This window comes from Streptomyces abyssalis, from assembly GCF_001751365.1.
Taxonomy (GTDB): domain Bacteria; phylum Actinomycetota; class Actinomycetes; order Streptomycetales; family Streptomycetaceae; genus Streptomyces; species Streptomyces abyssalis.
Genome location: NZ_LJGT01000036.1, coordinates 88,360 through 112,833 on the forward strand (window position 1 = coordinate 88,360; position 24,474 = coordinate 112,833).

Below are 24,474 nucleotides of genomic sequence, written 5' to 3' on the forward strand. Positions count from 1 at the left end.
TGACTCCTTCGCTGGGGGCGGCGACACGCTACCGCGCGTCTGCGAGCGGCAGACGCGCGGTGACACGGAATCCGCCGTCGCCGCGCGGTCCTGCCTCGGCGCTCCCGCCGAGTGCCGCCGCCCGCTCCCGCATTCCGACGAGACCGTTGCCGCCCCCGGCGGCGCCGCCGGTGGTGGTGCCGCCGTCGGAGCTCCCGCTGCCGCCGCTCGCCGCCGGGCCGTCGTCGTCGACGTCGATGCGGAGTTCGCCGGGTCCGTAACTCAGACGTACCCGCGCGGAGCGCGACCCTGAGTGCCGTACGACATTGGTGAGCGCCTCCTGGATGATGCGGAACGCCGCCAGATCGGCGCCGGGCGGGAGCGGCACCACGTCTCCCCCGGTCGCGGTGGAGACGTCCAGGCCGGCGTCGGCGGCCTGTGCGGTCAGCTCCGGGAGCCGGCCGAGGCCGGGCGCGGGGGCGCGCGGGGCGTCGCCGGACGCCCGCAGGGTGTCCAGCACCTGGCGCACCTCGCCGAGGGCCTCCTTGCTGGCGCTCTTGATGGTCGTGAGAGCCGTACGGGCCTGTTCGCGGTCGGAGTCGAGCAGCGCGAGGCCCACCCCAGCCTGAACGTTGATCACCGAGATGCTGTGTGCGAGTACGTCGTGCAACTCGCGGGCGATGCGCAGCCGTTCCTCGTCCACGCGGCGGTGCTCGGCCGCCTCCTCCTCGGCACGGCGGCGTACCCACTCCTGGCGGCGGGTGCGGGCGAGTTCGGCTGCCGCGAGAACGGCGGCGATCCAGGCGGCGACGAGGAGCTCGCCCTGCCAGCCGGGCGGCTGGTCGCCCGCCGGCGGCAAGTGGTCGCGCAGCGGGAATCCGGCCAGAAGATGGCCTGCCCAGACCAGGCCCAGTGCGCCCCAGGCCGCGTACCGCTCGCCCGCGACGACGGCGGAGAAGGCCGCCACGGCCAGGCTCAGGAAGACGGGCCCGTACGGATATCCGGCGCCGAGGTAGACGACCGTCGCCGCCGCGGTGCCGAACGCGGCGGTACGTGGCAGCCGGTGGCGGACGAGGAGCAGCAGCGGACCCACGGCCAGCAGCAGGCGTGCATAGACGTCGAGCGAGGTCCGCACGCCTTCCTGGCCGGCGGCGGCACCCTGGGAACCGGCCTGCTGGACCACCAGCACGATGAAGGAGCTCAGCCACGGCAGGTGGCGCCGCCCGGACCCGGGCCACGGGCCACGGCTCCTCCACCACGGCGGGCCCCACGGACCGGGCGGCCCGGGCGGGCCCCAGTGGCCGGCCGCGTACGGGCCGCGCCGGGGCGGCCCACCGTCAAGCGGGCCACCACCGGCGTGCGGGTGACCCGGGGTCCGCGCGTCGTCCCGGCGGCCGGCGGAGCAGGCGCCGCCCGTGCGCAGGCCGAGCCGTCCCGGCAGGTCACGGCGCGGGCGGTCGGGCTTCCGGTGCGGGCGGCGCTTCATGTCAGCAACGCTAGCGGCGCGGTGCACCCCCGTAGTCAGCCTGTGGCGGGCCTCCTCACTACTCCGCGGGGAGTAGCCGGGAGCAGTGGGCCCGCTGGGGGAGCGGGAGTCCCGGTCAGGTGAGGCCCACGTTGCGGGCGAGAGTCACGGCTGCGTGATCGAAGAACTTCTCCCGTGCCGCGACGACACGTTCGAACTGACCGAAGACTTCGAAGCTCACCAGCCCGGCCAACTGCGCCCATACGGCGACCAGTTCGGCCACGACCGGAGCTGGCAGACCGATGCCGAGGCGCTCCGCAAGCTCGCGCGCGTCCTCCAGGACGGGCTCAGGCGCGGACGGCGCGCCCTTCGCTTCGGGGTCGGGGCCGCCCCGCGCGGCTCCGTCCGTGCCGGGCACCCTCAGAGCACCAGCGGCGTACGCCTCGGCGGCGACCGTGAGCAGAGCCCGGGCGGCACGCGTGGCCGAGACCGTGGTGGAAGCCGGAGCCGCATAACCGGGGACGGGTGAGCCGTAGATGAGCGCGTACTCGTGGGGGTGCGCGAGGGCCCACGACCGGTGCGCGCGGCAGACGGCCTGCCAGCGGGCGATGTGCGAGTCGGCCTGCGCGGCGGACGCTTCGAGGGCCGCTTCGGTGGCGTCACCGAGGGCGTCGTAGGAGTCGGTGATGAGGGCGGTGAGCAGGTCGTCGCGGCCGGGGAAGTAGCGGTAGAGCGCGGACGAGACCATGCCGAGGCTGCGGGCGACGGCGCGCAGGGAGAGCCTGGCCGCGCCCTCGGCGGCGAGCTGTCTGCGGGCTTCGTCCTTGATGGCGGCGGTGATCTCGTCGCGTGCGCGCTCCCGGGCGCCCTGGATCCTGGTCATGTACGCAGTCTGCCAGTTTTTCGGAGCACCGAACACTTTTCAGAGCACCGCTCTGGTGTTAGCGCACCGCTCGTGTAACACTGCCCTCAAGAGAGAGCGGTGCTCTCGAAATGGAGAGCCGCTCACGCCGCCCGAAAGGATCACCGGCCATGACCACCACACATGTCATCAGACCCGACTGGGTCACCCGCCGCGTCCTCAACCCCGCGCTCGCCTGGCTGACCCGGCGCGGCATCAGCGTGGCCGGATCACGGGTGCTCGCCGTCCGCGGCCGCAAGAGCGGCCAGTGGCGCCGCACTCCCGTCAACCCGCTTCCGTACGAAGGCGACCGCTATCTCGTGGCCCCTCGCGGTCACGTCCAGTGGACGCACAACATGCGCGCGGCGGGCGGCGGCCAGCTGCACAAGGGCAAGCACGTCGAAGACTTCCGCGCGGAGGAACTGCCCGATGCGGAGAAGCCGGAGATCCTGCGCGCGTACCTCGCGAAGTGGAGCTGGGAGGCCGGCGCCTTCTTCAAGGGGCTCAGCGCACGGTCCACCGATGCCGAACTGCTCGCCGACGCGCACAAGTTCCCCGTCTTCCGGATCACGGCCGCGGCAACGCCCGCCTCGGGCGGCGACGGCTCGCCGGACACAGGAGGCACGGACGGCACGGGCTCCGCGCCCCGCGCCTGACCCCGGTCCGGAGGGCGGCCGCGGCACCGGCCCGCGCCCGGGACGAGGCCGCCCGCGAGGACCGCGCGCGGCCCGGGCTCCAGGACCGGCGCGCAGCAACTCAGGCGGGCCGCCCGGGTACGTGCCCCTACTGCGGCCGGTCCAGCGTGTCCAGCGCCCGGCGCGCCACGGGGCTCGTGCGGACGACGTCGGCCAGCGAGGTCGCGCCCCGCGTGAACTGCGCGAAGACGTTCCAGGCCGGGCGGAATCCGGTCAGTGCGGCGTGCAGCATGCCGGGGCGGCGTGAGAAGACGTTGAACATGCGCCGCCCGACGCCCATTTCGACTCCCAGCCCCGCCTTCACGGCGAAGGCGTAGTTGAGCGTCTGCCTGCGGGCGTCCACGGCGTCGTGCGACTCGGCGACCCGCAGGGCCCACTCCCCCGCCAGCCGTCCCGAACGGAGCGCGAAGGAGATCCCCTCGCGCGTCCACGGCTCCAGCAGACCCGCGGCGTCGCCGCACACCAGCACGCGGCCCCGGGAGAGCGGCGAGTCCTCAGCGCGGCAGCGGGTCAGGTGCCCGGTGGAGACGCTGGGTTCGAACCCGGCGAGTCCGAGCCTGCCGATGAAGTCCTCCAAGTAGCGCTTGGTGGCGGCACCTTCACCGCGGGCCGAGATGACACCGACCGTTAGGGTGTCGCCCTTCGGGAAGACCCATCCGTAACTGCCGGGCAGCGGGCCCCAGTCGACGAGCACCCGGCCCGCCCAGTCCTCTGCGACGCTCGCGGGCACCGGGATCTCCGCCTCCAGGCCCAGGTCGACCTGGTCCATCTTCACTCCGACGTGGGCGCCTATCCGGCTGGCGCTGCCGTCGGCGCCGACCACCGCCCGCGCCAGCACGGGCCGTTCCTCACCGGAGAGCACCACGGCGACGGTACGGCGGTCGGGCACCGAGGGGCCGTGCTGTTCGACCCGGGTCACGGTCGCTCCCGTACGGACGCGGGCGCCCGCCTTGACCGCGTGCTCGACGAGCGACTCGTCCAGTTCGGAGCGGTTGACCAGCCCGAAGAGCATCTGCCGGGAGCGCCGGGTGCGCGTGAGCCTGCCGTTGAGTGAGAAGGTCACCGCGTGCACGCGGTCGCGCAGCGGCAGGTCGAAGCCGGGGGGCAGAGCGTCGCGCGAAGGGCCGATGATGCCGCCGCCGCAGGTCTTGTAGCGCGGCAGTCCGGCCTTTTCCAGCAGCAGCACCCGGCGTCCGGCGACGGCGGCGGCGTACGCCGCGGAGGCCCCGGCGGGCCCGGCACCGACGACGACCACGTCCCAGACGGGGTCGTCGTCCGCCTGCCCGCCCGGTACGCCGTCCGTGACCGGCTCGTCCGGGGGCGCTGCGGCACCGTCGCCGCTGTCCCCCGCAGCGCCCGGGACGTACGAACCGCCCCTGCTCTCCGGCCCCTTCGGCCCGCCTCCCGGGGACTCCTCCCAGCTGCTCCCGGCGTCGCCCCGGCCCTCTGCCCCGGCTGCGTCCTCGCTGCTCACGATGTGCTTCCACTCCGCTCGACCTCGGCTTGGTGTGGCCGGTCGCATACTACGGCGCCGCTCGGGCGGGCCCCGCTGTGGGAGGATCATCGCCGACCTCAGGGCAGGTCCGCCGCGGATGCGCCGTACCCGGACACCGCGCGGCGGACTGCCGAACACCGCGCCCACAAGGAGCGTTCCATGACTCTCAGTCCGGCTCGCGGGGACGAGCAGCAGCCCGGCGCCGCCCGCGGTACCGACGGCGGCCGTGACAGCGCTGACAGCCGCACCGCGGCGATCAGGACGGCCGTCTCCGCCGGCATGCCGCGTGCCCGGACCGAGCTCGCCGAACTGGTCGCCTTCCGCTCGGTGGCCGATCCCGGGCAGTTCCCCAGGAGCGAGTGCGAGGGCGCCGCACGCTGGGTCGCGGACGCCCTGCGCGGTGAAGGCTTCGAGGACGTGGAGGTGTTCGGCACGCCGGACGGCACCGAGTCCGTCTACGGTCTGCTGCCGGGTCCGGAAGGCGCCCCGACGGTGCTGCTCTACGCCCACTACGACGTGCAGCCGCCGCTGGACGAAGACGCCTGGCACACGCCGCCGTTCACGCTGACGGAGCGCGACGGACGCTGGTACGGACGCGGGGCCGCCGACTGCAAGGGCGGAATCCTCATGCATCTCCTGGCACTTCGCGCGCTGCGGGCCGAGGGCGGACTGCCGGTCACCGTCAAGTTCATCGCGGAAGGGTCCGAGGAGCAGGGCACGGGCGGACTCCAGCAGTACGCGCAGGCCCACCCCCGGCTGCTCTCCGCCGACACCGTCGTCATCGGCGACACCGGCAACTTCCGCGCCGGTCTGCCCACGGTGACCGCCTCGCTGCGCGGGATGTCCGTGCTCCAGGTCACGGTGGAGACGCTGGAGGGCAACCTGCACTCCGGGCAGTTCGGCGGAGCCGCACCGGACGCGCTGGCGGCCCTCATCCGCATGCTCGACTCGCTGCGCGACGCCGACGGAGGCACCGTCGTCGACGGCGTACCGCCGGGCCCTGGCTGGGACGGCCTGGAGTACCCGGAGGAGGACTTCCGCAGCGACGCACGCGTGCTCGACGGGGTCTCACTGACCGGCTCGGGAAGCGTCGCGGACCGCATCTGGGCGCAGCCCTCGGTCACCGTGCTGGGCATCGACTGCCCGCCCGTCGTCGGCGCCACCGCCTCCGTGCAGGCGAGGGCACGGGCCTCGGTCAGCCTGCGGGTGCCGCCGGGCGCGGACACGGAGAAGATGACCGCGCTCCTCATCTCGCACCTGGAGTCGCACGCCCCCTGGGGCGCACGCGTGACCATCGAACGGACGGGAAACGGCCAGCCCTTCAGCGCGGACACCTCGTCTCCGGCGTACCGGGCCATGGCCGTCGCGCTCAGCGCCGCGTACGACGGGCAGGAGATGCAGATCGCCGGCCAGGGGGGCTCCATCCCGCTCTGCGCCACCCTCGCCTCGCTGTACCCGGAGGCGGAGATCCTCCTGCTCGGGCTGAGCGAACCCGCGGCGCAGATCCACGCGGTCAACGAGAGCGTCTCGCCTGAGGAGTTGGAGCGGCTGTCGGTCGCGGAGGCGCTCTTCCTGCGGGAGTACGCCGAGCGCGCCTGAACCTCGCGGGCACGGTCACGGTTCACGGGGGCCGGCGGCGCGCGCCGCCGGCCCCCGGCGGTGCTGCCGTCGGAGCCCGGCAGTCCGAGCGGAGCCGGTGGTCATGTCATCGGGATGCCGGACGCCTGCGACCGGGCCGTTCCGGGGACGGGCACGCCCGCGACCGCCTGGGCAGGGGGTCCACCCGGATCAGGGATGCCGTCGAGCCGGCGTTCGCCGCGGTGACAACGGCCGGTCTGGTGGGCCGGGTTGCCGGTGGACGACGAGGCTCCGCCCATGATCTCGCCGGAGGGACCTACGCCGCGTCGCGCCCGTTCTGCTCGCCGACCGGGACGCCCGCCTCCAGATAGAGGGAGCGTCCCGTCTTCCGGGCCCGCAGGGCTCCGCGGAGCCTCTCCAGGCGTACGGGCGGCAGAAGTTCGGCGGCCTCGGCCTCGGTGACGAAGCGCCAGCCGCGCAGTTCCGCGCCCGGCAGCAGCATCCGGTCGGCTTCCTCCGCGGCCAGGCGGCCGCCGTCGAAGAGAAGGCGGATCCCGCCGTACCCGGGGGGACGGGGCGGCTCCCAGTCGGTGACGAGGAGCCGCGGGGCCGACTTCAGCCGCAGTCCCAGCTCCTCGGCGACCTCCCGCAGGCCGGCGCGCGCGGGCGCCTCGCCGGGCTCGACGACGCCGCCGGGGAACTCCCAGCCCGGCTTGTAGGTGGGGTCGACGAGCAGCACCCTGTCGTGCTCGTCGAAGAGCAGGACTCCCGCGGCTACGGTCTCGGCCTTCGGCTCGGGCGTCTGGACGATCTCCAGGGTCCCGGCGCCCTCGCGCAGCGCACCCGCCACTTCCTCCGCGGTCTGCCGGGGCGTGAGCCGCGAGGTCTCCACCGTGTGTGCGTCCGCGGTGAGCCAGCCCAGCGCGGCGCGGTAGGCGGTCAGCTGCCCGCGGCACCAACTCCGGTCCGGACGGCCCGCGGTGTCGTCCGTCTGGTCGATCCGCGTCCGAAGGATCGTTTCATCCGCGTGGAGAAGAACGTGTCGCACGGGTATCCGGCGGGCGGCGAGCGCGCCGAATATCTCGTCCCGGTACTCCTGCCGCAGCAGCGTCATGGGAACGATCAGCGGGCCCGGCACCTCGGTGAGCAGCGCCGCGGCGGTGTCCGCCACGAGGCGCCGCCAGGACGGAAGTTGCTGGTAGTGGTCGACCTGAGAGAGCCGTTCCTTGGGCAGCATGTCTCTCAGCGCCGTGCCGATCAGGGCCGGGTCGCACAGGGTGCTCCCCGGGATCAGATCCAGGAGTTCGTGCGCCGCGGTGGTCTTGCCCGCGCCGAAGGCGCCGTTGAGCCACACGATCACGGTCGGTTCCCCCTCTGCCGTCGCCCCCCGTTTCACGCTGCCCGCTCAACCCTGCCACGGAAACGCGCGGGGGCGGCGCCGTCGCAAAACCCTGGCGCACGCGGCGGATTTCACCACTTCGGGGCGCCGAGGGACAGCCGGAAGGCCCACGAACTGGGACGACGCGGACGACAAGGACGACGCGGACGTTCAGGCCGTCACGGGCGGACACCAGCCCGGGTCGCGGCCGCTCAGCGCGAGCAGTTCGTCGAAGAGGGACGCGTCGTCGGGCACGGGGAAGGGCTCACCGAAGACGTTCATCTTCCGCCCCATGGGGGCCAGTTCCCGCCAGCCCTCCAGGAGCACCGGAAGACTCGGCTCGTACGGAGTGAAGTCCTGCCCGGTGGCACGTGCGAGGTCCCAGGCGTGCACGGTCAGATCGCCGAGCACCATTCCCCCGACGGTGCGCTGCGGCAGCCCCATGCCCTGCGAGGTGCCCTCCAGCGCGCCCGGTGCCGCCCAGGCGTCCACCAGGCGCGCGGTCTCCTCGTCGAAGCGTGCCCGCCAGTCGCTGCCGCCGCCCACGTAGCCGGGTGTCGTGGAGAAGTCGGCGGTGCCCTTCGCGGCGAGGGCCTGGAAACTCACCACCACATGCATGAGGTGGTCGAGCAGGGCCCGTACGTCGTACTCGCTGCAGGGTGTCGGGGCGCCCAGCTGTCCCTCGCGCACTCCGCGCACGACGGGGCGGGCGGCGCGGGCGGCGCCTTCCAGCAGTCCGGAGATTTCGTTCGTCATGTCCGGAACGCTACGGCGGAGCGCGCACCCGGGATTGAAGAAACACGACACCCCGGCAGGCATAGGATCGCCGGCATGGCAGGTCGGCACGGCCGGGACGGCGGGACGGGGCCCGGTCCCGGGCCGAGGAGGTCCGAGGCCGGGCCCGCATACGGCGCGGACTCGCCGCGCGGCGACACCCGGGGGATCGTCGGCGCGGGCGAGCTCTTCTCCCGCGTGCGCTTCCGGCGCCGGGCGGCCGCCGGGCCGCTGCGCCCGTACGTGGAGCACTACTGGCTGATCGACTGGGACCTGGAGCGGCCCCACCTCTCCCAGGTCGTGCCGCACCCCTCGGTCAACATCGTCTTCCAGCGCCACGGTGCGGGACCGCCCGGCGCCGAGGTGGCGGGCGTGGGGCTGGGCCTGTTCTCGATCACGCTGGAGGGGACGGGCCGGGTCTGCGGCGTGCAGTTCCGCCCGGGCGGCTTCCGGCCGTTCCTCACCCGCCGTGGCCACGGGACCGTCGGAGAGCTGACCGGCCGGAGGGAGCCGCTCAGCGAGGTCTTCCCGGCCGCTGACGGCGTCTCCTTCGTCCCCGGCACGGTTCTGACACCCGCCGAGGAGGACGAGAGGGTCGCGGCGCTGGACGCCTTCCTGCTGGGCCTCGGCCCGGAACCCGACCCCGCGGCCGGGCGCGCCATGGAGCTGGCACATCTCGTACGTACCGACCGCGGCATCACCCGCGTCGAGCAACTCGCCCGCCACGAAGGGGTGTCGGTGCGTTCGCTGCAGCGGCTCTTCGCCAACTGCGTCGGTGTGAGCCCCAAGTGGGTCATCCTGCGCTACCGCATCCACGAGGCGCTGGAGCAGGCAGCCGGGCATCCGGACATCGACTGGGCGCGGCTGGCCGGCGAACTCGGCTACAGCGACCAGGCGCACCTCGTGCGGGACTTCACCGGCACGGTCGGGCTGCCGCCGGCGGAGTACGCACGCGCCGCCGGCGGACCCGCGTCGTACCTTGACTCCTCACCGGGGTCCGCGGGTCACTAGGCTGCCTCCGTGCGCTCCGGCTCCCCCGACACGGGCTCCCCTCGCGCGGCAGGCGCCGTGGAGGGCCACGGGGGGCGGCTCCGTTTCGCCGTGCTGGGCCCGGTCCGCGTGTGGTCGGGCGGGACTCTCCTCCCCCCGGGTTCGCCCCGGCAGCAGGCGCTGCTGGCGGCATTGCTGCTGCGCGGAGGCCGCACCGCGACGGCCTCCGAGCTCATCGACGCCGTCTGGGGGGAGAACCCGCCGGAGGCCGCGGTCGCCTCGCTGCGCACGCACGCCTCGCGGCTGCGCAAAGCCCTCGGTCCGGACGGAGGGCGGAGCCTGCTGAGCAGCTCCGGCGGCTACGCGCTTCGGGTGGAGCGCGGGGCGCTCGACCTCGATGTCGCCGAGGAGTACGCGGCGCGGGCCGGCAAGGCGGAGAGCGACGGCGAACCCGGCACGGCGAGGAACCTGCTCGAAGCCGCTCTCGCGCTGTGGGAGGGCGAGACGATGGCCGGTGTGCCGGGTCCGCACGCCGGCGCGCAGCGCGCCCGCATCGAGGAGCGGCGGCTTCAACTCCTCGAAGCCAGACTGGAGATGGACCTGCGCACGGGCCGTCACGCGCAGGCGGTGACCGAACTGACGGCGCTGACGTCGGCCCATCCCCTCCGCGAGCGGCTGCGGGCGCAGCTGATGGTGGCGCTGTACCGCAGCAACCGCCAGGCCGAGGCGCTCGGTGTCTACTCGGACTGCAGACGGCTGCTGGCCGGCCACTCGGGCGTCGGGCCTTCCCGGCAGCTGCGTGAGCTGAACCGGCGGATCCTCCAGGCCGATCCCTCGCTGGCGGCGCCCTCGGGCACGCTCGGCTCCGGGGCGTCCCCCATGCTGCTGCATCCGGCGGGGACCTCGCTCTCCTCCGGCGGCTTCACGGGGCGGGGCGCGGTGGTGAAGGAACTCGTACGGCGGCTGGCCGGCGACGACGGGCAGCTGACGGTGATCGCGGGCATCGCGGGTGTGGGCAAGACGGCGCTCTCGGTGCACGTGGCCCACGCTGCCCGGGCGCTCTTCCCGGACGGTCAGCTCCAGGTCGATCTGCGGGGCGCCGGCGCCGGGGCGCTGGAGCCCAGGGACGTACTCGGAACCTTTCTGCGGGCGTTGGGCACCGCGCCCTCGGCCGTGCCCGACTCCACGGACGAACGAGCGGCCCTGTACCGGTCGTTGCTGCACGGACACCGGTTTCTCATCGTGCTCGACAACGCGCGCGACGCGGCCCAGGTCCGTCCGCTCCTGCCCGGCACCCCCGACTGCGCCGTGCTGGTCAACAGCCGCAGCCGTATGGCGGACCTGGCGGGGGGCCACCTCGTGGAACTCGACGTGATGGAGCCCGAGGACGCCCTGGAGCTGTTCACGAACATCCTCGGCGAGGAACGCACCGCCCGGGAGCGCGACGCCGCTCTGGACGCCGTAGCGGCCTGCGGCTTCCTGCCGCTGGCGATACGCATAGCCGCCTCACGGCTGGCGTCCCACGGCGACTGGACGCTCTCCGGGTTCACGGCCAGGCTCGCCGACAAGCGGAACCTGCTGAACGAGCTGCGTACGCACGACCTCGCGGTGGCAGCGGCCTTCCGCCTGAGCTATGACCGCCTGACGCCGCAACAGGCCCGCGCCTTCAGGCTGCTGGGCCTTCAGGACCACCCGGAGATCTCCCTGCATGCCGCGGCGGCGCTGCTGGACCTCGGCCCGCACGACACCGAGGAGGTCCTGGAGTCCCTCGTCGACACCTCCCTGCTGGAGTCGGCCGCCGCCGGCCGGTACCGCTTCCACGACCTCATCCGCCTCTTCGCGCGCACCCGCGCCTACGTCGACGAGGAGCCGCGCCGGCGGCTCGGCGCGCACTCCCGGCTGCTGGACTTCTACCTCGCGACCACCGCCGGCGTGTATGCCCTGGAGCGCCCGGCTCAGCCGCTGGTGGACCATCTGGAACCCACCGTCCATCCGGGTCTGGTCTTCCCCGGCAGAGCGCACGCGCTGGAGTGGCTCTTCTCCGAGGAGCGCTGCATGCTCGCCTGCGCCGCCCAGCTCACCGGCAGCGGCTTCCTGCGGCGTTCCGTCGATCTGGTGCGGCTGCTGTCCGACCTTGCAGGCGACACCTCCGACTCGCGTCATATCGAGAGGGTGAGCAGCACCCTGCTGACGGCCGCGTGCGCGGCCGGTGACGAGCACGCGCAGGCCCGTATGGAGGTGACGCTGAGCTGGACCGAGATCGTCGCAGCGCGATTCGACGAGGCGGACAGGCACGCGCGAGCGGCCGTGGCGCTCGCGGCCTCGGCCGGAGACCGGTGCACGGCGTCGACGGCCATGAACGACCGCGGCATCGTCGCGCTCCAGCAGAACCGGCCGGGCGACGCCGAAACCCTCCTGCGCGAGGCCCTGGAGGCCTTCCGCGCCGACGGCAACAGACCGGCGGAGGCCAGCGCTCTGTGCAATCTCTCCCGTGCTCATCTGGCGGCCGGCCAGGTCGAGGAAGCGGTCCGCCTGGCCCGGCAGGGGGTCGGCATCTACCGGCAGACCGGCGCGACCATGCGGCTCGCGAACGCCATGTACGCGCTGGGCACCGCCCTGACCCGGTCCGGCGGACTCGCGGAGGCCGCGGACCGTCTCACCGATGCGCTGGCCGTCTTCCGGAGCAGCCGCCACCGGTTCTGGACGGGGATGACACACCTCCGGCTCGCCGAGGTGCACCTGGCGGCACGACGTCACGCCGAGGCGGCCGACGAGGCGGAGCGAGCCGTGGCGTTGCTGCGCGGATGCGGGGAGCTGTGGAGCGCCCGGACCCTGACCGTGCTGGGCCGGGCGCTGCACGGCACGGGCGAGACCCAACGGGCGCGGATGTGCTGGCGGGAGGCGCTGACCGTGTGTGAGCGACTGGGCTCCCACGACAGCGAGGAGCTGAGATCCCTGCTCGCCGGGCACGGCTCGGACGGCCCGCCCTGACGGCCGGGCGCGGTGCCGGCCCCTGCGCTGCGGGGGGCCGCGCGCGGTGCCGGAGCCGTGGCCTCCCGCGCGCACGCGTGCGGGGCGCGGTGCGCGCCGTCAGTGGCAGCCCAGGTTCCGGCAGGCCGCCGCCGCCCCGATGAGTCCGGCGTCGGTTCCCATCTGCGCCGGCACGATCTCCAGGCCCTGCACGAACGACAGCGTCGCGTAGTCGCGCAACGCCCGCCGCAGCGGCGCGAAGAGGACCTCGCCGGCCTTCGCGACTCCCCCGCCGAGCACCGCTATCTCGACCTCCACGAGCGTGGCCGTGGCGGCGATGCCGGCGGCCAGCGCCCGGGCCGCGCGCTCGAACGAGGCGATGGCGACGGGGTCGCCGTCCCTGGCCGCCGCGGCGACGGCGGCGGCGGAGGCGTCGCCGTCCGGACCCGGGCGCCAGCCCCGGTCCAGCGCGCGGCGGGCGATGTTGGGTCCGCTGGCGATGCGTTCGACGCAGCCCCGCCCGCCGCAGGGGCAGCTGTCGCCGTCCAGGTCGACGCTGATGTGGCCGATGTGCCCCGCGTTCCCGCTGGGGCCGGGGTGCAGTTCGCCGCCGAGGACCAGTCCGCCGCCGACGCCGGTGGAGACCACCATGCACAGCGCGCCCGTACGCCCGCGCGCCGCTCCCTGCCAGTGCTCGGCCGCGGCCATCGCCACGCCGTCGCCGACGAGGGTCACCGGCAGCCCGCCCGTACGTTCGCGGACGCCCTGGAGGAGTGGATACTCGCGCCAGCCCGGGATGTTGACCGGCGAGACCGTGCCTGCCTTGGCGTCGACCGGCCCCGCGCTGCCGATGCCGACGGCGCGGACGCCGGGCCACATCGCCGACGCGGCGAGCTCCTCCAGGACCTCACCCAGGGCTGCCATGACCTGCTCGCCCTCCCCCTGGGGCGGCGTCGGGCGCTGTGCCCGCAGGAGCAGGCCGCCGCCGCTGTCCACCAGAGCGCCCGCGATCTTGGTGCCGCCGATGTCGAGGGCGGCCACGAGGTCCGTGTGCATGGGTGATGTTCTCCCGGGGAGGGGGCCGGAGACCCGCCCCCGGCCGGGAACGGTCGAGAGATCAGTCTGGCGTTTTGTGACAACGTTGTCCAGACTGCTGTGCGAGGCAGCTATGCTGCTCGCTGCCACTCCACGCATCAAGGGGGACCCGACAGCCGTGACCGAGACCGTACGATCCGCCGCATCCCGCGCGTCCGGGGCCCGTTACGGCAACCGGCCCACCATGAAGGACGTCGCCGCCCGCGCCGGAGTCGGCCTCAAGACGGTCTCCAGAGTCGTCAACGGCGAGGCGGGGGTCTCGCCCGACACGGAACGCCGCGTGCAGGAGTCGATCACCGCTCTGGGGTTCCGGCGCAACGACAGCGCGCGCATCCTCCGCAAGGGCCACACCGCCAGCATCGGGCTCGTGCTGGAGGATCTCGCCGATCCCTTCTACGCACCGCTGAGCCGGGCGGTGGAGGAAGTCGCCCGCGCACACGGGGCACTGCTGATCAACGGCTCCAGCGCCGAGGACCCCGAGCGTGAGCAGGAGCTGGTCCTCGCCCTGTGCGCGCGGCGCGTCGACGGCCTCGTCATCGTCCCGGCCAGCGACGACCACCGCTATCTGGAACCGGAGATGGCCGCGGGTGTGGCCACCGTCTTCGTCGACCGCCCCCCGGGCAACGTCGAGGCGGACCAGGTGCTCGTCGACAGCTTCGCCGGTGCCCGCGAAGGCGTCGCGCATCTCATAGCGCACGGACACCGGCGCGTCGGCTTCATCGGCGACGTGCCCCGCATCCACACCGCGCACGAGCGGATAAGGGGTTACGAGGCGGCGATGTCCGGCGCGGGGCTCCCCGTGCACCCGGGCTGGCTGGCACCGGGCTCCACGGACCCCGGGCGGGTGCGCGCGGACGCCGAACGCATGCTGAACGGGCCCGAGCCGGTCACCGCGGTCTTCGCGGGCAACAACCGTGTGACGGTCACGCTGGTGCGGGTGCTGGCGGAACTCGACCGCCCCGTCGCGCTCGTCGGCTTCGACGACTTCGAACTCGCCGACATGCTCTCGCCCCCGGTGACCGTCGTGGCGCAGGACCCGGCCCAACTCGGCCGCACGGCCGCCGGTCTGCTCTTCCGGCGGCTGGAGGGCGCACACGACCCGCCGTGCCTGATGACGCATCCGACGACGCTGATCACGCGGGGATCGGGCGAACTGCCCCCTGCCTGAGGGCACTTGGCGGCTTCCCCGGGGGGCAGCGGACCCAGGCAGCAGACCCAGGCAGCGGACCGGCCGCGGTACACCGGCTGCGGCGAAGTGCCGCCCGGCGCAACGGCACTTGGACACCCGGCCCCGGCCCGTCTCCCGCGCCGCCGCGCCGGTCAGGCGGGGAGGACCGAGCCGAAGAGGGCTTCCGCCGCGTCCACGGCCGCCGCCAGGGCCTCCGGCTGCGTGCCCGCCGCTGCGAGTACGCCGTCGACGCCGCGCAGCCCCGCGCGGTCCAGCAGCGTCTTCTCATTGGTCACCCAGTCCCCACGCGCGGCGAGGACGGCGTGCGCATGCTGCATCGCGGCGACGGCGATCGTGCCGGCGACTTCGGTACGGCCGCCACGCGGAACGTGGTTGGCCCTGGCATAGGAGAGCGTGGCCCCGGCCGTCTCCCGCCACCACGCGGAAGCCGAGGTACGCAGCGCGGAGGGGTAGGCCGGGCGGGGCAGTTCGCCGCGCAGCACCTCGTTCAGGGCGAGTTCGCCGACCACGAGGTAACTGGGGATGCCCGCCAGGTGGAACATGAGCTGCTCCCGGTGGAAGCGCCCCTGCTCGGCCTCCGCGATCTCGTGCTCCACCACGTCGAGATCGCGGTAGTGGACGTCCGTACGGCGGCCGTCGACGGTCAGCCAGGCGCCTCCGTTGAAGACGCCGCCGCCCCACTCGCCGATTCCGCTCACCTCGCCCGGCCAGCCGAGCGCGCGCAGATCGCCGGGATCGAAGGCGCCCCGGTAGTAGAGGGCGAAGTCCCAGTCGCTGCCCGGACGTTGAGTGCCCTGGGCGCGGGACCCGCCGAGGGCGACGGCTTCGACGGCGGGCAGCGCGGCGAGCGCGTCGGCGACGTGGTCGGGGAAGGCCTGATCGTCCATGCCGGACAGGTATACCCGCCCGGCCGGAGCTGTGCCGTACGCCCGCGTTCCCGTCCGGCGGTTCGGCGCGGGGCGGGCCCGGCGGGCGTCAGCGCACCGGGAGGCCGGCGGGCGTCAGCACACCGGGAGACCCGGCACGGGCTTGTCGTTGTCTCCGCCCTTGATGTAGACGTCGCTCACGAACACGCGCTTGTTGCCGCTGTCGTCGTCCGTCTTCGCCCACCAGACGTTCGTCCAGCGTCCGGAGGTCTCGCGGTGCCGGAGCTTGGCCTGGCAGAAGAAGTAGTTGGTTCCCGCGTTGAGCCGGCCGACCGGCTTGTGCTGTGCGTTGTAGGACGTAGCAGCCTTCCACACCGTGCAGTCGAACTTCTCCTTCGTGCCGGGCCTGGGATGGCAGACCGGGTCGGGGCCGGGTGCGCCGCCGCTGCCGCCCGCGCTGCTTCCGCCCGAACCGGACGAGCCCGGCGGGCCGCCGGAGTCCGCTCCGCCAGGTCCCTTGCCACCGCTGCCCCCGTCGGCGCCCTTGCCGCCCCGGCCGTCCTTGCCGCCGGAGGGGCCGCCTGCCGAGGCGCCCGGCTTGGAGCCCGCGCTCTTGTCACCGCCCGGTGGCGGCCCGGCTTTCTCCGGGACGCTGCCGCCGCCCTTGCCGGACTCCTGCTTTCCTGCCCCGGGGGAGCCGGCCTCGCCGGAGCCGCCGCCCGCGCGGGCGCCTTCGCCGCCCGTCCCCGACATGACGGCGTACGTGGCGCCGGCACCCGTCAGCAGGACCGCGGTCACCGCGGCGGCGACGGCAGCGCGTCGCCGCCGGCCGCCCGCCCGCTCGCCCCGCGTACGGACGGTGTGCTGGTCGGTGTCCCTGCCCGGGGCGGAAGCGGGTCCGGCAGCGGAAGCGGACACGGAGGCGGCGCCCGGCACCTGGCCGGGCCGCGAGCCGAACCCGCCCCGCGCACCGTGGTGTTGAGGCCGCCGGCCGCTGCCGCCCGGGGCGGCGGCCTTCCCGCCGTCCCCTGAGCCGGGGCCCTGCTCCTGCGCCGTCCTGCCCAGCCGCATCGTCGCGGACGGGCCGGCCGGCGGCGGCGTGCCCTTGGCAACCGCGTCCAGCAGGGCCGTCGCGCGTTCGGCGTCGGCACGCCTGCCCGGGTCCTTCTCCAGCAGTTCCGCCAGTACGGGCCCGAGCGGCCCGGCACGCAGGGGTTCGGGCAGCGGTTCGACGACGATCGCGTTGAGGGTGGACCAGGTCGAGGTGCGGCGGAAGGGGGCGGCGCCCTCGACCGCGGCGTAGAGGGTCGCGCCCAGCGCCCACACGTCGCAGGCCGCACGGGGCGCTTCGCCACGGGCCCGCTCCGGCGCCAAGTAGTCGAGAGAGCCGACGAGTTCGCCGCTTCCCGTCAGCTGCGTACTGGCTCCGTCGTCCGGGTCCTCCACCGCGGCGATGCCGAAGTCGGTGAGGACGACCCGCTCCGAGCCGTTCTCCAGCAGCACGTTGCCGGGCTTGACGTCGCGGTGGAGGACACCGGCCCGGTGGGCGGCCGCGAGGGCGTCCATCACCTTCGCGCCGATGGCGGCGGCCTCGCGCGGTTCGACCGTGCCGCGTTCGCGGAGCACGTCGTCCAGCGAGGGACCCTCGATCAGCTCCATCACGATGACGGGACGGCCCTCGTGCTGGGCGACGTCGTGCACCGAGACGACTCCGGCGTGCCGTACGCGCGCGGCTGCCCGCGCCTCGCGCTGCATCCGGGTCCGCAGCTCGTCCAGTTCACCGCCGGCCGCGTCGGTGAAGGTCCGCAGTTCCTTGACGGCGACCTCTCTGCCGAGCACCTCGTCGACCGCGCGCCAGACCACGCCCATGCCCCCGCGGCCGAGACGCCCCGTCACCCGGTAGCGGCCGGCGAGGACGCGGCCGGCCTCCGCCGGGCCGGTGCTCCGTCCTGCCGGTCCGCCGCCGTCGCCCGCGGGGCCCGGCTGCCCGATCCCGCCGCTCTCGGGCGGCTGCTCCCCCGGTGTCCGCACTGCCCGTCCCCTCTTGCCGCGTACCGCTTCGTCGCGTGAAGGGCAAGACTACGGGCCTCAGTTGACTTCTGCCTCCGTGGGCCGTCCGGCGAAGTGGCCCAGATCCGCGCGGGTCAGTCCCGAGTGCCTGGCCACCTCTCCGGGCGAGAGCGCGCCGCAGTCCAGGCCACGCATCAGGTAGCCGCTGAGTGCGCGGGCGGTCGCGGGTTCGTCCATCACCGCGGCGTCGGCCCCGGCGTTGCCGGTGTAGGCGGCGAGCCGGGCGGCGGCGCGCTCCATGCCCTCGCGGTAGAAGGCGTAGACGGCGGCGTAGCGGGTGGGCAGATGGCCGGGATGCATGTCCCAGCCCTGGTAGTAGGCGCGGGCCAACGACCGCCGTACGAGGGCGTGATGGTGCCGCCACGCCTCGTGTACCTGCTCCCTCGTGCCGCTGGGGACGATGTTCGTCGAACCGTCCGACAGGCGCACGCCCGTCCCCGCCGCGGCGGTCTGCATCACCGCCTTGGCGTGGTCGGCGACGGGATGGTCCATGGCCTGGTGTGCGGCGCTCACCCCGCAGGCGGCGCTGTAGTCGAACGTCCCGTAGTGGAGCGAGGTGGCACGGCCCCCGGCGGCGTCGATCATCAGCGCGACGGTGGCGCGTCCGTCTGCGCCGAGGACGGACTGCGTCGTCTCGATCTGGATCTCGAAGCCGAGGCGCCCCGCCGGCAGCCCGCGTGCCGCCTCGAACTCCCCGCACAGCCGCGCCATCGCGGCCACCTGCTCGGGGTGGCTGACCTTGGGCAGGGTGAGCACGAGGCCGTCCGGCAGCCCGCCGGTCTCCAGCAGGCCGGTGAGGAAGATGTCGAGAGTGCGGATGCCCCTCTCGCGCACGCCGGCTTCCATGCACTTCATGCGGATGCCCGTGTACGGGGGTGCGCCGCCTTCCTCGTGGCCGGCGCGGACGACACGGGCCGCCGCGGCGGCCGCCGCGTCCTCCTCCGCGTCGGAGCGGATGCCGTAGCCGTCCTCGAAGTCGATGCGCAGGTCCTCCACGGGCTCGCGCTCCAGCTTCGCCCGTACGCGCTCGTACACGGGCGCCGCGAGATCCTCGCGCAGGCCGAGCACGGCCGCCAGCGAGGCCGCGTCCGGGGCGTGTTCGTCGAGCAGGTCCCGTGCCTGCTCGCCCCATGCGCGCACGGTGCCGGGCGTGACGGCGTCGGCGGGCACATAGACGGTGTGCACGGGCTGGCGCGTGCCCGGCTCGCCCGGGTACCGGCGGGCGAGTTCGGCGTCGACGGGGGCGAGCCGCGCCGCGATGTCCGCGCTCACGCTCTCCGCCAGGCTCGTGGCTGCGGTCCCGTCCTCGGTCACGCCTTCACCCAACTTTCCGCTCTGTGGAATCAACAATTCGTAGAACGAAGCTATCCAGGGCTGTCGAGGCTGGTCAACCACGCACCGGCGGCCGCTGCCCGTGACGGACGGGCCGGAGTCACCAGCTCGCGTGCAGCGGCTCGCCTTCCGCGTAACCCGCGGCGCTCTGCACGCCCACGACGGCCTTCTCCGCGAACTCCTCCAGCGAGCCCGCTCCGGCGTAGGTGCACGAGGAGCGCACGCCCGCGATGATCGAGTCGATGACGTCCTCGACACCGGGCCGTGCCGGGTCGACGAACATCCGCGAGGTGGAGATCCCCTCCTCGAACAGGGCCTTGCGTGCACGGTCGTACGCCGACTCCTCGCTCGTGCGGTTGCGTACGGCGCGTGCGGAGGCCATGCCGTAGGACTCCTTGTAGGCCCGTCCGTCGGCGGTCTGCTGCAGGTCGCCCGGCGACTCGTACGTACCGGCGAACCACGAGCCGATCATGACGTTGGACGCACCGGCGGCGAGCGCCATGGCCACGTCGCGCGGATGCCGCACACCGCCGTCGGCCCACACGTGCTTGCCGGACTTCCGTGCCTCCGCGGCGCATTCGAGCACGGCGGAGAACTGGGGGCGGCCGACACCGGTCATCATCCTGGTCGTGCACATGGCGCCCGGCCCGACGCCGACCTTGACGATGTCGGCCCCGGCCTCGATGAGGTCGCGTACGCCCTCGGCGGCGACGATGTTCCCCGCGACGACGGGCACTTGGGGGTCGAGGGCCTTCACGGCGCGCAGCGCGTCGACCATGCGCTCCTGGTGGCCGTGGGCGGTGTCGACGACGAGCGTGTCCACTCCCGCCTCGAGCAGGGCGCGTGCCTTGCCCGCCACGTCGCCGTTGATACCCACCGCGGCGGCCACGCGCAGCCGGCCGGCCGCGTCGGTCGCCGGGGTGTAGAGCGTGGCGCGCAGCGCGCCCTTGCGGGTCAGGATGCCCACGAGGCGTCCGTCGGCGTCCACGGCGGGGGCGAGCTTGCGGTGTGCGCTGTCGAGCTGGTCGAAGGCCTCGCTCGGGTCGACGTCCGCCTTGAGCACGAGCAGATCGCGGGACATCACCTCCGACAGCTGCGTGAAGCGGTCCACGCCGGTCAGGTCGGACTCGGTGACGACGCCCACGGGCCGTCCCTCCTGGACCACGACGCCCGCTCCGTGCGCGCGCTTGGGCAGCAGCGACAGCGCGTCGGCGGCTGTCTGGTGCGGCGCGAGCGTGATCGGGGTGTCCAGTACCAGGTGGCGGCGCTTGACCCAGGCGGTGACCTCGGTGACGACGTCGATCGGGATGTCCTGCGGGATGACGGTGAGACCGCCGCGGCGTGCCACGGTCTCGGCCATGCGCCGGCCCGCGATGGCCGTCATGTTGGCGACGACCAGGGGGATCGTGGTGCCGCTGCCGTCGCGGGACGCGAGGTCCACGCCCTGCCGGGAGCCGACCGCGGAGTGGCGGGGCACCATGAACACGTCGTCGTACGTCAGGTCGTACGGGGGCTGCTGGTCGTTCAGAAATCGCATACCGGCTCTCTCACCTGTGTCGTCGCTCCATGCGGGGGTGCGCCCCCGGCGTGGCCGGGGGACCCCCACCCAGCGGTGGCTGGGGGAAGGTGGGGAGTGAATGCCGGAGGCGGAGTGTCCCCTTCGGTGCTCCTACTCCATCATCCCCGACCGGGCGCGGGGGCGGCGAACCGGCCCCTTCCGAGATGGGTCACGGCGCCTGCCCCGGGGGGCTTCCCGGCCTGTTGCACGCCCGCCGGGAGCACATCTAGTGTCCCGCTTGGACACATGAATCCATCCATGTTTGGGGGGCAGCAGGTGAGCAGGGCTCTCCCCACGTCCCAGCGCGCCTACCAGTACGCGAAGGACCGCATACTCGACGGAATCCTCGCCGGAGGCGACCTGATCAGCGAGGGCACGGTCGCCGAGGCTCTCGGCATCAGCCGTACGCCCGTTCGTGAGGCCTTCCTGCGGCTGGAGTCCGAGGGGCTGCTGCGGCTCTACCCCAAGCGGGGCGCGGTGGTGGTGCCGGTCTCCGCGAAGGAGGTGGAGACCGTACTGGAGACGAGAGAGCTGATCGAGTCCTTCGCCGCGGAGAAGGTCTCCTCCCTCGGCGCGGCTGCTCTGGAACGGCTCGTGGAGGAGCTCCGCGACCAGCTCCAGGAGCAGAAGAAGCTGCGCGAGGCCGGCGACGGCAAGGCGTTCGTCGCCGCCGACCAGGTCTTCCACCAGCTCATCGTGCAAGCGGCCGACAATCCGATCCTGCTGGACCTGTACGCGGGACTGCGCGACCGCCAGCAGCGCATGGGCCTGTACGCGGTCTTCAACGACAGCGACCGGCTGCGCGCCACGAACCACGAGCACGTCGAACTCGTCGCCCTGCTCGAGAAGGGCGACCTGGCGGCGTACCGGGCGGCGCTGCGCGGGCACCTGCGTGGCACCCGCGCAGCGGTACTCGGGCTTCAGGACAGCAGCATCCAGCCCAGCACGGACGTGGACTGAAGGAAGACCAGGACGCACATCAGGAGCAGCAGCGCCAGGCTCCAGCCGACGACCTTCCTCAGCAGTTCCGGCTCCCGTCCGCCCAGGCCCGTGGCGGCAGCGGCGATGGCGAGGTTCTGCGGGGAGAGCATCTTGCCCAGGACGCCTCCCGAGCTGTTGGCCGCGGCCAGCAGCTCCGGCGCGTAGCCGGAGTTCTTGGCGGCCGTCACCTGGAGGATGCCGAAGAGGGCGTTCGCCGAGGTGTCGGACCCCGTGACCGCCACTCCGAGCCAGCCCAGCACGGGTGAGAGGAAGGCCAGTGCGGGTCCGGCACCGGCGATGAAGTGGCCGATGGTGGAGGTCTGGCCGGACAGGTTCATCACGTACGCCAGAGCGAGCACCGTGGCGACGGTGAGGATCGCCCACCGCAGCTGGTGCAGGGTGCGCTTGTACGAACGCGCGGCGACGCCGGGCGACACGGCCAGCAGCAGGGCTGTGATCACGCCGCTGAGCAGCAGCATCGTGCCTGTCGCCGGCAGCCAGTCGAATTTGAACACGGTGGAGGCCGCGGGCTTGCCGCTGACGGGATCGGCGACGTGCAGGCCGGGCCAGTTGTAGAGGATCGTGCCCTTCTCCTCCAGCACCGTCTTCACGGCCGGCAGTTTGGTCACGGCGAAGACGATGATGATCACGGCGTACGGGAGGTAGGCCTTCACGGCGGCACCCCTGCTGTCCTCCACAGCCGTGTCCGTGCCGCCGCCCTCCGGCTTCTGCGTCGCCGTCCCGTTGCCGGTGTCCCGCGCGCCCGCTCCGGCACCGCCGTCCGCGCTGCCCGCGCTCCCCGCGCCGTCGGCGGAGCTGTCCGGGTCGTCGGAAGCGGAGTCGGTCAGGGCGCCCGCGGGCAGCGGCGTGTAGGAGCCACGTATCCGCATCACCAGTACGAGCACGCCGACGGCGACGAGCGCGGCGACGACGTCGGTGAGCTCCACGGAGAGGAAGTTGGAGGTGACGAACTGGGCCACGGCGAAGGCGAGTCCGCACGCGAGCGCGGGCCACCAGGTCTGCCTGACACCGCGCCGTCCGTCCACCATGTACACCAGCAGCACCGGTACGACCGCGGCGAGCATCGGCGTCTGCCGGCCCACCATGGAGGAGACGTCCTCCAGCGGCAGGCCCGTCAGTTCCGACAGTGTGATGACGGGCGTGCCCATCGCACCGAACGCCACAGGCGCGGTATTGGCCACCAGCGCCACCGCTGCCGCCTTGAACGGCTTGAAGCCCAGCGCGATCAGCATCACCGCGCTGATCGCGACCGGCGCCCCGAACCCGGCGAGCGCCTCAAGGAGCGCCCCGAAGCAGAAGGCGACGATGACGGCCTGCAGACGCTGGTCGTCGGAGAGCTTGCCGAAGGAGCGGCGCAGCACTTCGAAGTGTCCCGTGTCGACGGTCATCTGGTAGACCCACAGGGCGTTGACCACGATCCACATGATCGGGAACAGCCCGAACAGGGCTCCGAGCGCGGCGGAGTTGAGGCTCTGCCCGACAGGCATGCCGTACGCGGCCACCGCCACGACGATCGCCGTGGCGAGCGAGGCCATGCCGGAGAGCCATGCCTGGACGCGCAGCACGCCCAGGAGCACGAAGAAGACGACCAGCGGAAGTGCGGCGACGAGCGACGACCACCCCAGCGAACCGCCCAGCGGGTCGAGTACGGGTTGGAACACAGTGCCTCCGGTGACGAGTTGGGACTCGGGGACGGATCACCAGGGCCTGACGCCGCGTATCGAGGCGTCGACGACCTGGACGGGATGCAGCACGGGGAGCTGCTTGTCGAGATGGCGCGAAATCTGCAGCAGACAGCCGGGGTTGGCCGTCACCACGGCGTCAGGGGCCGTCGCGCGTACGTTGTCCGCCTTGCGGCGGCCGAGTTCCTCGGCCGGCCCGGGCTGGATGAGGTTGTACACGCCGGCGGAGCCGCAGCACATGTCGGCCTCGGGAATGTCGACGACGTCGAGTTCCGGGACGCTCCGCAGGACGGTGCGCGGCTGTTCGCGGACGCCCTGAGCGTGGACGAGGTGACACGCCTCGTGGTGCGCGAGCCGTGCCGGTACGGGGTGGCGGGGTGCGAGCGGGGTGAGTTCGGCGAGGAGTTCGGAGACGTCGCGGACCTTGGCCGCGAACGCCTCCGCCCGCTCGCGGTATTCGGGGTCGTCGGCGAGCAGCCTCCCGTACTCCTTCAGGGCCGAGCCGCAGCCCGCCACATTCACCACGATCACGTCGACGCCGAGCGGTTCGAAGGTGTCGATGAGCCGCCGCGCCCGCACGACGGCCTCCTCCTCGCGGCCCGCGTGCTCGCTGAGCGCGCCGCAGCAGCCCTGCGCCACGGGGGCGATCACGTCGCAGCCCTCCGCGGTCAGCACGCGGACCGTGGCCTCGTTGACCTGGGCGAAGAAGACCTGCTGCACACAGCCCGTGACCATGCCGACGGTGCGGCGCGCGGCCGGCGGCTCCGGCGCCGGGCCCGCCGGGTCCTGGCCCGCCGTCGCCGCTGCCGACTGCGGTGGCGCCCCTGTCTCCGTCTCCGCTGCCTCGCCGAGGCCCGTACGGACGGCCGGCGTGCGCTCCGGCGTCCTGCGCAGCGCCGAGCGCAGCGGCACGTCCGGCATCAGCGCCTCCAGGGCGCGCAGCCTCGCGGGAAGCCTCCGCAGCAGCCCCGTGCGGCTCAGCGCCCGGCGGATGCCCAGCCGCTGGTAGAGGGCGCCGAACACGGCGGCCACCCGCAGGCGGCGCGGGTAGGGGAAGAGGCGGAAGATCAGTCCGCGGAAGGCGCGGTCGGAGCGTGAACGCGCCCAGTTGCGTTCGATCTGCGGACGTACCGACTCGATGAGCCGGTCGTACTGCACTCCCGAGGGGCACGCCGTCACACACGCCATGCAGCCGAGACAGTTGTCGAAGTGGCCCACGGCGGCGGAGCTCAGCGGCGCCTCGCCCTCGTTGATGAGCTGCATCTGGTAAATGCGGCCCCGGGGTGAGTTCATCTCCTCACCGGTGAGGGTGTACGTGGGGCAGGCGGGCAGGCAGAAACCGCAGTGCACGCAGTCGGAGAGAAGCTCCGGGGACGGCGGGCGGTGGGCGTCGAAGCCGCCGCCCGTGGCGGGCGTCTCGGGCGTTCCACCGTGCGGCGTGGTCATCAAGTGCTC

The 24,474-nt window shown here is 73.4% G+C and carries 18 protein-coding genes; 6 read left to right on the forward strand and 12 right to left on the reverse strand.

Annotation, left to right across the window (positions count from 1 at the left end; translation table 11 throughout):
• Positions 1-28 precede the first annotated feature (28 nt).
• Together AN215_RS01205 and AN215_RS01210 are read right to left on the reverse strand one after the other, a co-directional pair.
• The gene (locus AN215_RS01205) at positions 29-1,402 is read right to left on the reverse strand and encodes a sensor histidine kinase (protein WP_431306305.1); all 1,374 of its coding nucleotides are present in this window, start codon (positions 1,400-1,402) and stop codon (positions 29-31) included.
• Between the two features lie 178 nt (positions 1,403-1,580).
• Positions 1,581-2,327, reverse strand: a complete 747-nt coding sequence (locus tag AN215_RS01210; protein WP_070012692.1) for a TetR/AcrR family transcriptional regulator — start codon at positions 2,325-2,327, stop codon at positions 1,581-1,583.
• A 149-nt stretch (positions 2,328-2,476) separates the two neighbouring features.
• On the opposite strand from AN215_RS01210, the gene AN215_RS01215 reads away from it, so the two are divergent.
• Complete coding sequence (locus AN215_RS01215) at positions 2,477-3,001, forward strand: nitroreductase family deazaflavin-dependent oxidoreductase (protein ID WP_070012690.1); 525 nt, start codon at positions 2,477-2,479, stop codon at positions 2,999-3,001.
• A 127-nt stretch (positions 3,002-3,128) separates the two neighbouring features.
• Here AN215_RS01215 and AN215_RS01220 read toward each other — a convergent pair whose 3' ends face one another.
• Complete coding sequence (locus AN215_RS01220) at positions 3,129-4,514, reverse strand: geranylgeranyl reductase family protein (RefSeq protein ID WP_420856212.1); 1,386 nt, start codon at positions 4,512-4,514, stop codon at positions 3,129-3,131.
• Positions 4,515-4,814: 300 nt separating this feature from the next.
• On the opposite strand from AN215_RS01220, the gene AN215_RS01225 reads away from it, so the two are divergent.
• A complete protein-coding gene (locus tag AN215_RS01225) occupies positions 4,815-6,134 on the forward strand; it encodes a dipeptidase (protein WP_070012770.1) in 1,320 nt (439 codons plus the stop codon).
• Between the two features lie 295 nt (positions 6,135-6,429).
• Here AN215_RS01225 and AN215_RS01230 read toward each other — a convergent pair whose 3' ends face one another.
• Together AN215_RS01230 and AN215_RS01235 are read right to left on the reverse strand one after the other, a co-directional pair.
• Entirely contained in the window at positions 6,430-7,473 is a 1,044-nt protein-coding gene (locus AN215_RS01230) for an NUDIX hydrolase (RefSeq protein WP_070012689.1), read from the reverse strand.
• 189 nt (positions 7,474-7,662) lie between these two features.
• Positions 7,663-8,247: a TIGR03086 family metal-binding protein gene (locus tag AN215_RS01235; protein ID WP_070012687.1), complete on the reverse strand. Its 585-nt coding sequence runs from the start codon at positions 8,245-8,247 to the stop codon at positions 7,663-7,665.
• A 75-nt stretch (positions 8,248-8,322) separates the two neighbouring features.
• On the opposite strand from AN215_RS01235, the gene AN215_RS01240 reads away from it, so the two are divergent.
• A complete protein-coding gene (locus AN215_RS01240) occupies positions 8,323-9,276 on the forward strand; it encodes a helix-turn-helix domain-containing protein (protein ID WP_079122582.1) in 954 nt (317 codons plus the stop codon).
• Positions 9,277-9,285: 9 nt separating this feature from the next.
• A complete protein-coding gene (locus tag AN215_RS01245) occupies positions 9,286-12,246 on the forward strand; it encodes a BTAD domain-containing putative transcriptional regulator (RefSeq protein ID WP_079122583.1) in 2,961 nt (986 codons plus the stop codon).
• A 99-nt stretch (positions 12,247-12,345) separates the two neighbouring features.
• Here the strand turns inward: AN215_RS01245 and AN215_RS01250 are convergent, their stop codons facing one another.
• Positions 12,346-13,281: an ROK family protein gene (locus tag AN215_RS01250; protein ID WP_070031085.1), complete on the reverse strand. Its 936-nt coding sequence runs from the start codon at positions 13,279-13,281 to the stop codon at positions 12,346-12,348.
• 223 nt (positions 13,282-13,504) lie between these two features.
• Between AN215_RS01250 and AN215_RS01255 the strand changes: the two genes are divergently transcribed.
• Entirely contained in the window at positions 13,505-14,488 is a 984-nt protein-coding gene (locus tag AN215_RS01255) for a LacI family DNA-binding transcriptional regulator (protein ID WP_070031102.1), read from the forward strand.
• A gap of 152 nt (positions 14,489-14,640) precedes the next feature.
• Here AN215_RS01255 and AN215_RS01260 read toward each other — a convergent pair whose 3' ends face one another.
• The 4 genes from AN215_RS01260 to AN215_RS01275 all read right to left on the reverse strand — a co-directional run bounded on the left by AN215_RS01260 (position 14,641) and on the right by AN215_RS01275 (position 20,314).
• On the reverse strand, positions 14,641-15,396 hold the full coding sequence (locus tag AN215_RS01260) for a nucleotidyltransferase domain-containing protein (protein ID WP_070012683.1): 756 nt from the start codon (positions 15,394-15,396) through the stop codon (positions 14,641-14,643).
• A gap of 114 nt (positions 15,397-15,510) precedes the next feature.
• The gene (locus AN215_RS01265) at positions 15,511-17,367 is read right to left on the reverse strand and encodes a serine/threonine-protein kinase (RefSeq protein WP_070031103.1); all 1,857 of its coding nucleotides are present in this window, start codon (positions 17,365-17,367) and stop codon (positions 15,511-15,513) included.
• Between the two features lie 96 nt (positions 17,368-17,463).
• Positions 17,464-18,759, reverse strand: a complete 1,296-nt coding sequence (locus tag AN215_RS01270; RefSeq protein ID WP_070012681.1) for a DUF6986 family protein — start codon at positions 18,757-18,759, stop codon at positions 17,464-17,466.
• A gap of 118 nt (positions 18,760-18,877) precedes the next feature.
• A complete protein-coding gene (locus AN215_RS01275; RefSeq protein WP_070012679.1) occupies positions 18,878-20,314 on the reverse strand; it encodes a GuaB1 family IMP dehydrogenase-related protein in 1,437 nt (478 codons plus the stop codon).
• A gap of 297 nt (positions 20,315-20,611) precedes the next feature.
• On the opposite strand from AN215_RS01275, the gene AN215_RS01280 reads away from it, so the two are divergent.
• Positions 20,612-21,295, forward strand: a complete 684-nt coding sequence (locus AN215_RS01280) for a GntR family transcriptional regulator (protein ID WP_216093861.1) — start codon at positions 20,612-20,614, stop codon at positions 21,293-21,295.
• Here AN215_RS01280 and AN215_RS01285 read toward each other — a convergent pair.
• Positions 21,256-22,998: an L-lactate permease gene (locus tag AN215_RS01285; protein WP_070012675.1), complete on the reverse strand. Its 1,743-nt coding sequence runs from the start codon at positions 22,996-22,998 to the stop codon at positions 21,256-21,258. The two genes, AN215_RS01280 and AN215_RS01285, sit on opposite strands and share 40 nt — an antisense overlap.
• A gap of 36 nt (positions 22,999-23,034) precedes the next feature.
• Positions 23,035-24,465, reverse strand: coding sequence for a (Fe-S)-binding protein (locus AN215_RS01290; RefSeq protein ID WP_070031086.1), 1,431 nt, complete (start codon positions 24,463-24,465; stop codon positions 23,035-23,037).
• Positions 24,466-24,474 lie beyond the last annotated feature (9 nt).